General features: G+C 46.0%; 9 protein-coding genes. 4 read left to right on the plus strand and 5 right to left on the minus strand.

Annotated elements, in window-relative coordinates:
* Positions 1–378: 378 nt before the first annotated feature.
* The gene (locus QT990_RS24205; protein WP_333465843.1) at positions 379–2,031 is read right to left on the minus strand and encodes an alpha-amylase family glycosyl hydrolase; all 1,653 of its coding nucleotides are present in this window, start codon (positions 2,029–2,031) and stop codon (positions 379–381) included.
* A 485-nt stretch (positions 2,032–2,516) separates the two neighbouring features.
* Entirely contained in the window at positions 2,517–3,236 is a 720-nt protein-coding gene (locus tag QT990_RS24210; protein WP_333057024.1) for a response regulator transcription factor, read from the minus strand.
* A 397-nt stretch (positions 3,237–3,633) separates the two neighbouring features.
* Here QT990_RS24210 and QT990_RS24215 point away from each other — a divergent pair, with 397 nt between their 5' ends.
* Complete coding sequence (locus QT990_RS24215; protein WP_333465844.1) at positions 3,634–5,502, plus strand: PAS domain-containing sensor histidine kinase; 1,869 nt, start codon at positions 3,634–3,636, stop codon at positions 5,500–5,502.
* A 728-nt stretch (positions 5,503–6,230) separates the two neighbouring features.
* Positions 6,231–7,364: an RNA-guided endonuclease TnpB family protein gene (locus QT990_RS24220; RefSeq protein ID WP_333465845.1), complete on the plus strand. Its 1,134-nt coding sequence runs from the start codon at positions 6,231–6,233 to the stop codon at positions 7,362–7,364.
* A 173-nt stretch (positions 7,365–7,537) separates the two neighbouring features.
* Here QT990_RS24220 and QT990_RS24225 read toward each other — a convergent pair whose 3' ends face one another.
* Positions 7,538–8,065 carry an orange carotenoid protein N-terminal domain-containing protein gene (locus tag QT990_RS24225; protein ID WP_333465846.1) on the minus strand — a complete coding sequence of 176 codons (528 nt, stop codon included), beginning with the start codon at positions 8,063–8,065 and terminating at the stop codon, positions 7,538–7,540.
* Between the two features lie 327 nt (positions 8,066–8,392).
* Here QT990_RS24225 and QT990_RS24230 point away from each other — a divergent pair, with 327 nt between their 5' ends.
* Positions 8,393–8,758 (plus strand): hypothetical protein, encoded by a 366-nt coding sequence (locus QT990_RS24230; protein ID WP_333465847.1) that lies wholly within the window; start codon positions 8,393–8,395, stop codon positions 8,756–8,758.
* A 232-nt stretch (positions 8,759–8,990) separates the two neighbouring features.
* On the opposite strand, the gene QT990_RS24235 is transcribed toward QT990_RS24230, so the two are convergent.
* Positions 8,991–10,127 (minus strand): glycerate kinase, encoded by a 1,137-nt coding sequence (locus QT990_RS24235; protein ID WP_333465849.1) that lies wholly within the window; start codon positions 10,125–10,127, stop codon positions 8,991–8,993.
* 653 nt (positions 10,128–10,780) lie between these two features.
* On the opposite strand from QT990_RS24235, the gene QT990_RS24240 reads away from it, so the two are divergent.
* Entirely contained in the window at positions 10,781–12,034 is a 1,254-nt protein-coding gene (locus tag QT990_RS24240; RefSeq protein ID WP_333143390.1) for an S-layer homology domain-containing protein, read from the plus strand.
* A 127-nt stretch (positions 12,035–12,161) separates the two neighbouring features.
* Here QT990_RS24240 and QT990_RS24245 read toward each other — a convergent pair whose 3' ends face one another.
* Positions 12,162–12,671 (minus strand): pentapeptide repeat-containing protein, encoded by a 510-nt coding sequence (locus QT990_RS24245; RefSeq protein WP_333143389.1) that lies wholly within the window; start codon positions 12,669–12,671, stop codon positions 12,162–12,164.
* Positions 12,672–12,707 lie beyond the last annotated feature (36 nt).

Raw genomic sequence — 12,707 nt, forward strand, 5'->3', positions numbered from 1 at the left:
ACTGAGGGATAACCGCTCCCATGCTCCCGATGAAGTAAGAAGCAAATGTCGAGACTTGTCTAGTATTTGTGTAGCAGAGTAGGACACGGCGCCATGCCCATAGGTGTCAACTTAGCGTTAAACCCGCACTCCGGCAGTCCGGCAGGGGTTGAAACCCCTGCCTCAAAGCCGAAGTCCTCTGAAGAGGACTGAAAAACTCATTAGTCCTCTTCAGAGGACTTCAGCTATTAGACAGGGACTTCAGTCCCTGGCGGACTGCCGGGTGGGAGGACTGGCGGACTGATAGATTAAGTTGACACGACGAAAGGCAGTGCCGTTTTCCTACATAATGATTATTTTGGGGTAGGGAAACGGCGAAAGCCTTTGTCCTCCGTTGCCTTACTGCCAAACAAACACTTTGGCTTCGTATTCCGGCAAGTCAATCATAATATTGTCATCGCCCGATTCAATATCATAATTCCCCGTCCATTCGTGCCAATTTCCGTTTGCAGGGAAGTGGGGAACGCTGTAACCTGCCAGATAATTTTCCGACCAATTCACCACTACTACAACTCTCGAACCTTCATCGTTCCAGCGAGTGTAAGCAAAAACTTTCGATTCGGGGTCTTCGTGGAAAAAGTCGATGTTTTCTGTGTAAAGTGCTTGGTTATTTTTACGCAGGTGAATCAAGCCTTTGTAGTATTCCCACAAACTTTTATTGAGGTCATTTCCTAGCAGCGTCCAGTCAATTTTAGCTTGCTCAATTGTTTTGGCTTTGTATTCGCCAAATTCTTCGCCCATCCAAATCAGCGGCACGCCAACTGCTGTCATTAACACCACCGTTCCCAACTTCGCTCGCTTGAATGCTGCTTCATCCAAAATCCCGCACGAACCCAATTCGGCAAAAAGGCGATCGTGGTCGTGATTGGTCAAATAATTCACTACATTCGTAGCACCCAAGTAACCTTGCCGCTTGCAGTCAATCACATCTTTAAGGCGTTCTAAATCAAAAAAGTCGCCGCACAGTTGTGGAACGATGCAGTGATAGAAACTGTCGTGCCAGCAGCCGTCCATCGGCCCGTCTACATTCGTGATGCTGGGATCGTCGGGAATGTATTCGGCAACGGTATAAAACGGTTTGGGGCCGGCGGCATTTTTGGCTTCTTGAACTACCCAGTGCATGAAATCGTAGTTAGCAATTTGTCGCGCCGCGTCGAAACGAATGCCGTCGAGATGATATTCTTGAATCCAGAAGCGGACTGTATCGCCAGCAAATTGGCGCGCCGGGAAAGTTCCTAAGTTTTCGTCGTAGAATTCGTAGTTAAATTCCGGGCCCCAATTGTTGTCAGGATCGCGGGGTTCGTGGTGGTACCAATAATCGTGATCGATTTGAGTGAGGGGGCTCGATGCTTCCGAGTGGTTGTAAATCCCGTCCATGATGACGCGAATACCGCGCCCGTGACACTCGTCTATCAGGTTTTTGAGTTCTTCTGTGGTTCCGTAGCTGGACTCGGAAGCGAAGAAGTAGCGGGGGTTGTAGCCCCAACTGTAGTCGCCTGGGTATTCTTTGATGGGCATGAGTTCGATCGCGTTGATGCCGAGTTCGACTAGGTAATCGAGTTTTTCGACGACGTGCTTGTACTGGCCGCGGGCGAAGGGATCATCTTCGCCACCGGAAAAGTCGGCAATGTGCATTTCATAAATCACTAATTCCCGATCGGCTGGCAGCGGTTTGTCGTCGTGTTTCCAGACGTAGGTATCGATAATGCGATCGCCATCTTTGATCCGAACAATGCCGTTTTGACTTGGATCGTCGATGTCAGTCGCGTAGGGATCGACCACATCTACCCACTGATCTGGTTCCACAAACCAGCTTTTCGACTGAACGCGAAATTTGTATTGATAAACGCCATCCTCCAACTCAACTCGCGTGCGGAAATACCCCTCTTTGTCCTTTTCCATCGGAATATCTTCCCAATTAGAAAAAGAGCCAATCAAGGCAACTCCTTTGTTGTAGGGAGCAAATAACTTGAATTCAATTGGAGCGGCCATAATACCTCTTTCTAAAATATTTCAGTAGCAGTAGATACTTTTAATTTCGCAAATTTAAGCGAACTCAGCATCACTCTACGGATATAATTTCTTTAAGGCTTAACTATTCCTAAAAGTATCGTCATCTGGCCTGTGCCTGCGCCTTTTATGAAGTGAAATCGCGCAATATCGGCAGTGCGATCGAAGTTTATTTAACTGGGGATCGCTCAACAATAAGTATTGGTACTACGATAGTTTTTTAGCATCTATCTTAAGGTAGATTCCTTTTTTTAAATATTTAAAAAAATATCTGTACTGGGATAGATGCGGGTTTAAACTTTATCACTTTTTTAACAACCAACAATTGCTCGGCTAGTGCACACTGCCTGCCCTAATTTTTTGGTAACAATTAGTCAGTCGGTGTACACTGCACACCATAAATCAGTGGCAGTAAGGTGCGCCCAGCGCACCCTACTTTTAACTTGATTTGGCCTGATGATAAGGCTTCATCCAACCAAGCCAGAACGCAGGGCGAGAACGGCTGCCTGAGTGCGGTCATCAGCGCACAACTTGTTCAAAATATTGCGGACGTGAGTCTTGACTGTACCGACAGTAATGTACAGCTTTTCGGCGATTGCAGCATTGCTGTAACCCTGCACGATCAGTTCCAAAACCTCTAATTCCCGCTCGGTTAAAGGGTAAGTCTCAATGATGTGACTAAACTCAGGTTCGGCCGCCTTAATTGTGACTCTTTTGCCCTCAGCCTTCGGTTCTTCCGGCGCAGGTTCCTGAGTGCGAGCTTGTTTCAGGACGATACGGGCGATCGCTGGATCGATCCAAGAGTTACCTTCGTGAGTTACTTTTACTACATCTAATAACTGATCGAAGCTAATATCTTTCATGCAGTAAGAATCAGCTCCGGCGGCAAAAGCTGCCAGAACTTCTTCTTCATTGTCCTGAAAAGTCAGAATCAAAATTTTGGTATCGGGATCGGACTCCGCTACCGATTTTTTGAACTTTTGTGTAAGTTCAATGCCATCAAAATCCGGCAAGCCAATGTCTACAATTGCCACGTCAGGTTTTGAAGACTGAAGCAGTTTCAATCCCTCTGTAGCGTTAGCTGCATCGCCGACAACTTCTATCGTGTCACGCTGTTGTAAAGCAGTGCGGATGCCGACTCTTGTCAGGTCATGGTCTTCTACCAAAGCAACGCGAATTTTACTCATCTTTCTTCCAATAGCCCGCTAAATTTTTAAAATATCGTCAACTGACTCAGCTAAACTGAGAAAATTTGAGAATGTGTCCTGATTTAGGGTTTTACAGGTCGCACATCATTTTAAAGCATACTCATGCAGCCGCCAAGAATGCAAGTTAATTTTTAAGTTATTTTGCCGCGATGCCTGCACGAGCCCGATCGGGACAGGTAAGCTCTCAATGTTTCAATAGTTTAACTGAATTATCTCATTGTCCGCCCGTTGATAGAGGTAAGGATACCACTACCCAGATAAATTTAAAGTATAAAAAATTTTGATGCACTTGGGCCCTCAAAATCAATAAAGCTAGCAGCACGAGTCTTTAATCGGTGTTAGGGCTCTAGTCCAACGCTTATTTATATAACCTGTTATGACTCAGTATCACGGCAATAAGTCTTTTCCCTCGGAGTTTTCCGACTCGGAAATCTTACACAAAGTATCTGAAATAACATCCCCCCAACCGCAAGTTGGCGACTGCCAAACTCAGGACGATCGCCTGTGCTCGGCAATTCCTCAGATAGTTTGGAAAACAAATGCTGACGGCCGGGCGACTTATTTCAGTCAGCGCTGGGAGGAGTACACCGGGGTACCAGCAGCAGCAGCTTTAGGTTTCGGCTATCTGGCGCGCGTCCACCCAGAAGACCGCCCTCGTCTGTTGGCGAGATCGCACACTTCTAAGTTCCCGCCGCCAAGCTACGAAATTCTATTTCGTCTGCAGACGCGAGAAGGCACATACCGCTGGAACGTGGCCAGAGGATGGCCCGCTAACCCCGACAGTCAGGAAGTTTTGGAGTGGGTGGGAACCTACATGGATATGGAACCGATCAAACAAACTCAAGCCGAGCCCCAAGCAGAACCAGAGTTTTGGCGCCATCAAGCGCGCTCGGAAGCTAACTTCAAAGCTGAAAAATTGTGCGAAACCCGGACGGTAATAGAGGCTGGGCGGGATTTACAGGTGATAGAGCGGTTTACAAATATATTGAGCCAGCGCGCGGGTAATTGGGGTGAATTGTTGCAAGCCATCGCGGACGCGACTGTGGAGGCGATCGCCGGAGCGGAATTTTGCCTAGTTGCTCTCCTGGAGTCGGATTGCAGCGGCCTCAAACTCAGCGCTGTCGGGGGCACGGAAAACTTTGGTAAGGGCAAAACCCCGCACGTGCAAAACAAGCTGCTGTGGAAAGCATTTGCGACGGGAGAGTCTGTACTGTGGCGGTCGGAGTACCGCAAAGGCTTGTTGCCGGCGGCGGCTTGTGCAGCGGCGATCGAGTCGGGGCCAAGCGGGCGTTTGGGTGTGTTGGCCATCGGCAACGGGAAAGACAGCACGGCGATTGACGCGCATACTCAGGAACTGCTGGCGGTTATGGGAAAACAAGCTGCGATCGCGATTAACAACGCGCTGGCGATCGAAAAATTAAAAAAGCAGGAACAGCTTTTAGACTTGCAAAACGAGCTGCTAATTCGCCAGCAGGAAGAACTGGAAAATCAGGCGCGACGCCTTCAACAGCAAAAATTGGAACTGCTAGAAGCAGCCAAGTTAAAATCGCAATTTTTGGGCATCATGTCCCACGAATTGCGAACTCCAATGAATTCGATTATCGGCTTTTCCCAATTGCTGCTGCGCCAGCACAAACAACTGCTGACCGCCCAGCAAACAGAAATGGTGGGGCGCATTTTACATAACGGCAAAAATCTGCTACTGCTGATTAACGATATCCTCGACCTCTCCAAAATCGAGAGTGGCCGCACAGAATTAAAAATTGAAAAATTTCATTTAGCGCATTTAGTAATGGATGTGGCCTTGGAATTCGGAAATCAAGCCACCGATAAGAATGTGGCCATGTCCGTCAGCGTGTGCTTGCAGGAGCAGTTTATAGTTAATGACAAGTTGCGCCTGCGGCAAATTTTGGCCAATGTCGTTTCCAACGCGGTTAAATTCACCCATGAGGGCAGCATCTACATTGAGGTGCGGGAATTAAATTGCGATCGGCTAATTATCACCGTTCGGGATACAGGAATCGGCATCTGTGAAAAGGCTCTTCCCCACATTTTCGACAAGTTCCACCAAGGCGACCAAACCACAACTCGCAAATATCCAGGCACCGGTTTAGGACTAGCTATTTGTGCTTCTTTAGTCAAAATGATGAAGGGCACAATCACGGTCGAAAGTCAACCCAAAAAAGGTTCGATATTCCGGATCGAATTCCCGCGAAAAATTTACCCGAAAAAACTCATTTGCTGACTGAAAACTTTTTTATATTTCAATACGGTGCAGTTAATCCCGATCCCCCCTAGCCAAGGGCGGGCACTCTTGGCACCGCCCCTACGAATGGGGGGACAAGAACTTATTCAAAGTCAACCCCTACTCCCCTTCTTAAGGGGGATGCGAGGGGGAACTCCGAGGAATAAACAGTTTTAACCCAAGCGTATTGTTTTATATTTATTAGAATGGCCGGTTTTCACGGCTCATACAAAAACTTTCGTCCCTCTCTATAGCAATCCTAAATGATTTGTGTAATTCTTGTAGGGGCAAAACCCACGCCCGGTTGCCCCGCCTTGGCAGGGGTAGGCACTCTTAGCACTACCCCTACATATTTTTACAACTGATGCGAGGATTGCTAAGTAGGTGTGCAGAATTAATTACACAATATTTCTACTGAAACCCTTGCCTAGCAAGGAGTCTTTATGTAATTAATTTTGTGTGGTTACTTATAAGACACGAAAGAATAAATAAGACTAAGAGCAAAAAAAGGTTTTACCGAAAAATTGGGTCTAAAGCCCCGTCCTTTTAGGACGGCTTTTCCTCTTTAAGCTTATCAATCCAGTCCTCTACAAGTTGGGTCATTGTTTTTTCTTTCTGTTTGGCAATTCTCCGCAACTTCTCTAGCCGACTCACGGCAATGCGAATACTTAATCTTTCTCTGACCATTTGGCTACCCAATTGCTACCTATTATGTTATCATAGTTAGCATGAAAACATTGAAGTTCAAGCTATATCAAAGCAAGCGGAATAAACACCTCAAGCGAAGTATCAATGCTGCGGGGGTGATTTATAACCATTGCATTGCACTCCATAAACGGTACTACCGGATGTGGGGAAAGCATTTGAATTGTGCAAAACTTCAATCGCATATTGCCAAACACAGAAAGCGTAAAGCGTTCTGGCAAACGGTCGGCTCTCAAGCGGTGCAGGATATCTGCCAACGAATCTCGATCGCCTACCAACTTTTTTTTAAGCATCACAAGAAAGGAGTTAGACCTCCCGGATTCAAGAAAGTTCGCAGATACAAATCGTTCACTCTCAAGCAAGCTGGCTACAAATTATTAGGCGGCAATCGAATTAAGATTGGGAATCGCGTTTATCAGTATTGGAATTCCAGAGAGATAGAGGGGACGGTCAAGACGTTAACCATTAAACGCACGACATTAGGAGAGCTATTTATGGTTGTGGTCGTTGACAGCGTTGAAGGACCTGAAACCAAAGTCGAGACGAGTAGAATCGCTGGCTTTGATTTCGGCTTAAAAACGTTTCTCACCTGCTCAGATGGAACGAAAATCGAATCACCGCAATTCCTGAAACAGTCCCTTAACGCTATTAAGAAAGCAAATCGTCAGCATTCCCAAAAACGGAAAGGCTCAGCGAACCGAGAAAGAGCAAGACTTAATCTAGTTCGCAAACATGAAGCCGTAGTGAATCGTCGCTCTGATTGGTTCTGGAAATTGGCTCACGAACTAACTGATAAGTTCGACGTGCTGTGCTTTGAGACGTTGAATCTAAAAGGAATGCAACGACTTTGGGGACGTAAAATCTCAGACCTGGCATTCGGCGAATTTCTCCAAATTCTCGAATGGGTTGCCAACAAGAAAGGAAAACAAGTAGTTTTCATTGATCGTTGGTATCCATCTAGTAAGACTTGTTCCCATTGTGGACACGTTCTGAAAGAGTTGGATCTGTCAGTTCGTGAATGGCGCTGTCCGTCCTGTCAAAAGGTGAATGATAGAGACGAGAATGCAGCTAAAAATAACTTGCTTGTTTTCCTTGGTGGGGCATCAACCGTTAAGTTAGGTGATGTTAGACAGGCTATGCCTGCAATTGCTGTTTGAGCTTAGAATCCCCTCGCCTGAAGGCCCGGGAGTATGTCAACTACTAATTATAGCGGTAGGGTGCGCCTCGGCGCACCCTACATATAGAGGTTTTGGGTAATTCCTTTATTCTTGAGTCCCTCTCTGCTAGGAGGAGAGTTTGTGTAGGATAGGTTGCAACAGCAGACTCTTATCTAAAGACTAGAAGTTTTCCCGACTTCGGCCTGCGTAGCAATTGGTTTAACATCGGTGTAGCCCATAGTATTAGCTACGTCGCGCAGCACTGTAATTTGTTGTTCAAACTCAAGACCTTCAATTTGACCCAACACGCCATTGACAGCCTCAGTTGCCTCATATCCTTCGGGGATATCGACAATTGTTTCCCCCATACCAATAGCCCAAGCATACCAAACCACCAACTGATTGTTAGCAGTTAAAGCTCCGTAAGCGTGAGAATACGGCGTGTCGTCGCCGTTGACAATCCCTCGCATTATATTCAGTTGTTGGTCATGGGAAAGCTTGCAAAAATCATCCAGCAGCATGGGAGCTAATTGTGGGTCGGCAGCGGCGGGAGCGGCTGGTGTAACTGAATCTCCCATTTTTTCATAAACAAAGTAGAGCAGCGCCAGCTTTTCATCTGTACCCAACCCGTTGATTGTCTGAACGATGTTTTGAGTGTCGTTGGAGAGAGAGTGAGGATTGGTCGCGGCGGGTGAGTTCATAAATAAAATTCCTTAAAAATGTTTCCCGAATATATAAGTATCAAGATTTGTAAGTGCAAGTCACCATCCCCTAGAGGTAATACGATTTGAGATTTGAGATTTGAGATTTGAGATTAAACAATGGGGAATGGCTGAGTATGTATGGGTTTGGAGCTTGCCTAAAGTTGCATTATTTTCAGAAACTTGTGTAATGTTGAGCCGCCACCCTAGAAGAAATCATCCTTAAGATAGAAGCCAACGATACATCTGCGGGTAGATGAAAAAGCTGGGGATTCAAGTGATAATTAATAAAGTGCATTGTTAAATAAAACTAGCAAGGAGTCGGCTATGTCTGAAATTAATCCAGAAGTCAATAACATTGAAAACTTTGACGCTCAGCAGATCACTGAAAGCGCGGAAGCTGGAGAACAAAAGTTGCCGACCGTTAATGTATCAGCAGACTACGAAGCTTCAAAAAAATTCAGCGTTAGTGACATCGATCGCACGGGTGCCGGCGCCGAAGCTGCCGCCGCTGCAACTGCACCTAAATTTGATATTCCCGCTCCTACAGAGATCCCACTGCCTGCCGATTCAAGCGGCAATCCCGATGCTTTTCGTTCGATGGCTCACGACATTACGCCTGCAGGTACACCGGGCGAAGTTACCGACGATTTGATCCAGAAAGCGATCGATCTTGGTACTCCCGGCAGTTAATTTAAAAATTCTCCATCCTCGATGCAAAACCTCTGTATTGTAGGGTGCTTATGGCGCGCCTTACCCCTCTAATTCGCGCGTCAAACCACTTTTTGCATAAGTCCTGAGTTCTCAATTGAATGCACGATAAGCTGCAATACAGTAGGGACACAACAATGTTGTGTCCTTAAAGGCTGCAATAAGGTAGGGACACAACAATGTTGTGTCCTTAAAGCGTTAATTTTAACTCTCCCTAATCGCTTAATTTTAAGTCGATCGCCCGACAGATTTTGCCAACAGTGCGATCGCTCAAAACTTCAATTACTAAATCCACCCGATCGCCCTCCAGCATCGACTTAATAAATAATTCGGGATGCAGCGCTTTCCAGAAATATTCGACAAACCGATTAATTTCGGCTTCTGACATTCCCGACTTCCCCGCAGCCATCATTTCCCGTTCCGCCTGATTGCGCCACACTTGAGAAATGCGATAATCTTGGGGATACAAAACCATCAATCGATCTAATCGGTTCCACAGCGGCAGATAGTCGTGCAGCTTTGCATTCATATCGCGGGCAAACTGACAGTCGCCCTCTGTGGAAATCGGAAACGGTGCAGCCGCCAAAAACTCGTTCAATTTGGCATCAACCACCGGATTGACGCCGACAAACCAACCTTCAAAAAGTACAATATCCGCACCGGAAATAATTTCGGGTTGACTTCTATCTCCTGCACCTCCGTAGGCAGATTTGTCAAACCGGGGAATTTCTATATTTTTAATTATATCCGGTTTTATGGCATCAGATTGGGGATTGTCAACTGCTGCTAATTCGCGAGTTTGAGAACCGCGCAACTTGTCTAAAACTGCGATTCCCAAGTCAATATCGTGAGTGCCGGGGGGGCCGCGCCAAATTAAACGCGGGTCTGCTTTTTGGAGTTGTTGGCGATCGGCATAAGTCTTATAAATATCGTCTAAAGAAAGGCTGACAGTAGAATATCCCAATTTTCCCAGAATCAGCCTCAAAACTTGGCATAAAGTAGTTTTTCCCGTTCCTTGCCCTCCTAAAATTCCTTGAATTAAAGGACGGTTTAAACTTTGTTTGGCAGTCGATAATTGCATTGCCAGTGGCAGCCAAAGATTCCACAAAGTTTCGAGGAAAACAGTTGACTTTAGGGGGAAAGTATGCAGTTCGTCAAGAAGAGAAAAGAATAAATCGGTTTTGCAGCGGACAACATCGGCTGCATTATCGGGAGTAATGCCAAAAGCGCGCGATCGCACATCATCCGCAAGTTCCCAACTTGCCAGGTGATCGAAGTCGGAAGCGATCGCGCTAACGCCGCCTTGCCACCGATGTAAAATTTCAACAGGGGTTACAGTCGATCGATTCATCAGCTCAAAACTCTCGCTAGCGGGGGCTGGTTTTGTACAAATACTATCCGCAACTGACAAATATTTCATCTTAAACCCGCGCCGATTCAAAAAGTTTTTAACTACCAGCCGGGAAGTCCCTCGGTATATTTAGAGGGGATTAATCTGAGCGCTGCGCGAACTACCCCGTTGGGAATTACCGCAGGGATGAAAGGCTCGTCGGGTGTAGGTACGGAAACCGACAATTAGACATTGCGAGTACCTTTAACTTTGATGTACTTCCTACAATAGTCCGGACAGTTTTTAATCACTAACGGCAGAATGCGAGTTTCAGCCTTCTCAGGGAGGTCAAATGCTAACGGTAGAATGAGGGTTTCAGCCTCTGTCTCAAAAACTGTCCGGAGTATTGGTCCCTAAATCCTGTTTATTGCAGAGACAAGGTAGATAAGGGAGATAAGCAACATAAGGATTTTAAAGAATTTAAGCATTTTAAAATTCCCAAAGAAGCATCAAAATATTTATTTTAAAAGACCGTATCTTCCCTCCTCAAAAAATTAAAATATTCAACAATGATTACATAACTGAGGGGAAAGCTAGTTGGGCAGAAATAAATCAGCCTATCAAAAGCTTACTTTTCCTCAATAAAAAGCTTGTGTAAATTGGAGAATCAAAAAATGTCTGTATTACATCGCATTAAATCTGGTACATCTGTTTTATTAACACTGGGAACCGTTGCCGGAACCGCAGCGCCGATGCTAGCTCCCGCGCCTGCTTTTGCTCAGACAGCTTTTTCGGATGTTAATAATAACTACTGGGCAAAAGACTTTATTCAAGATTTGTCCGAAAGAGGAATTATCAAAGGATTTCCCGATGGTAGTTTTCGCCCGGATGCACCGGTAACGCGGGCTGAATTCGCGGCAATGGTGCGTTCTGTGAAAAAGGAAAAAACCCGCGCTGCTGTAAGGTTTGCCGATGTTCCGTCTAATTTTTGGGCAAGCGGGGCGATCGCCGAAGCTTACGAAATGGGATGGATGTCTGGCTATCCCGGCAATGTTTTTAGGCCGACACAGCAGATTCCTCGCGTTCAAGTTGTAGTCGCTTTAAATAACGGAATGGGCTATGAGCCTAGGTGCGATTTTCAAGATGTTCTCAGTTACTATAATGATGCGGGTGAGATTCAAAGTTATGCTGTCAAAAGCGTTGCTGCTGCTACTGAAAAACAGTTAGTTGTCAGCTATCCCAATCCTAAATCTCTCAAGCCGAACAAGTCAGCAACACGAGCTGAAGTAGCTGCTTTTATCTATCAAACATTAGTCAGTACCAATCAAGCAAGAGCAATTAATTCTCCTTACATTGCCAAGATTGATGTTAGCGAGTCTGTTGCTGTGCAAATTCCCAGGGGGGTGACTATCCCAATCGAGTATGCAAAAGGCAAGATTTTGCTCGGCCCCAATGACAAGTCTCCAATTACGCTGACTGTAGCTGCGGATATCACGGGCAATAATGGTCAAGTGCTGATACCCGAAGGCTCGAAAATTAGTGGCGAATTGCGATCGACTGCTTCGGGCGTTCAGTTTGTGGCTCAAGAATTAAGTATACTCAACGGCAGCAGAGTGCCTCTCAATGCCACTTCGCAACTGATTACTAGGAAAGAAACTGTTACCAAGGGCGTTAATGTTGGTAATCTGGTTAAGAATACGGCCTTGGGTGCAGCAGCAGCGGCGGCGATTGCAGGTGTTACGGGCGATCGGGCGATCGCGACAGAAGAGGTGCTCGGCGGTGCGGGAATCGGGACTTTGATCGGGGTATTTTTGGGTAGAGATAAAGTCGATTTGTATGCTGTTAATCCCGACACCGATTTAGATTTGCTGTTGAATTCCGATTTGGTAGTTGGTACTGCCAGCACAGACATTTGTAGCGCTCGATAGAGCCGATACTTGGAAATTTCCTCAAACCCCTCGCCTTGCAGGAGAGGGGCTTTAATTTGTGTATTTTACCTCGCTACAGGTGCATCTAATCAAACAATTACTCAGGATTTTTTTTACTTGTAAATTTCTACGGACATCCCAAACTTTCGCGGGTAGAAACTCCCGTCACGGGATTGACCCCATCTGCTTTCTCGCACAGGATACTCACTTGATAAGCGTCGATAATCGCGTCAGTAAAATCAGCGCCGGAAATTGCAGCATCAAAAAACCGAGTTCGAGTCATAATTGCCTCGGTAAAATTAGCATTCATCAAATTAGCGCCGTCGAATGTAACTCTATCTGCCAAAGCACCGGAGAGGTTGGCACCTGACAAGTTGGCATTCAGCAAAACTCCCTTAGTCAAAATCGCATTAGTTAAATCAGCACCTTGAAAATTTGTTCCCCGCATTTCAGCAGCGACAAATGTTCCGCCCGCTAAATCCGAGTTGGAAAAATCGCGATCGGACAAATTAATATTTGTGTAATTAATACTTGTTTTCGGCAAGGCAAATGCCGGAGTAGCACTCAGCAGCACCCACCCAACAGCCAACACTAAACTTAAAACCAGGCTCAGGAAAATTCGGAAAACACTTTTCATGATGATGGGAATGGGGAATTGGGCATAGTTGACTGT

Origin of the sequence: Microcoleus sp. T3_B1 (assembly GCF_036700445.1) — a bacterium.
Taxonomy (GTDB): domain Bacteria; phylum Cyanobacteriota; class Cyanobacteriia; order Cyanobacteriales; family Microcoleaceae; genus Microcoleus.

Excerpts from the sequence above, each read along its gene's own strand:
- QT990_RS24205 (WP_333465843.1), bottom strand. The coding sequence starts at position 2,031 with ATGGCCGCTCCAATTGAATTCAAGTTATTTGCTCCCTACAACAAAGGA.
- QT990_RS24210 (WP_333057024.1), bottom strand. The coding sequence starts at position 3,236 with ATGAGTAAAATTCGCGTTGCTTTGGTAGAAGACCATGACCTGACAAGA.
- QT990_RS24215 (WP_333465844.1), top strand. The coding sequence starts at position 3,634 with ATGACTCAGTATCACGGCAATAAGTCTTTTCCCTCGGAGTTTTCCGAC.
- QT990_RS24220 (WP_333465845.1), top strand. The coding sequence starts at position 6,231 with ATGAAAACATTGAAGTTCAAGCTATATCAAAGCAAGCGGAATAAACAC.
- QT990_RS24225 (WP_333465846.1), bottom strand. The coding sequence starts at position 8,065 with ATGAACTCACCCGCCGCGACCAATCCTCACTCTCTCTCCAACGACACT.
- QT990_RS24230 (WP_333465847.1), top strand. The coding sequence starts at position 8,393 with ATGTCTGAAATTAATCCAGAAGTCAATAACATTGAAAACTTTGACGCT.
- QT990_RS24235 (WP_333465849.1), bottom strand. The coding sequence starts at position 10,127 with ATGAATCGATCGACTGTAACCCCTGTTGAAATTTTACATCGGTGGCAA.
- QT990_RS24240 (WP_333143390.1), top strand. The coding sequence starts at position 10,781 with ATGTCTGTATTACATCGCATTAAATCTGGTACATCTGTTTTATTAACA.
- QT990_RS24245 (WP_333143389.1), bottom strand. The coding sequence starts at position 12,671 with ATGAAAAGTGTTTTCCGAATTTTCCTGAGCCTGGTTTTAAGTTTAGTG.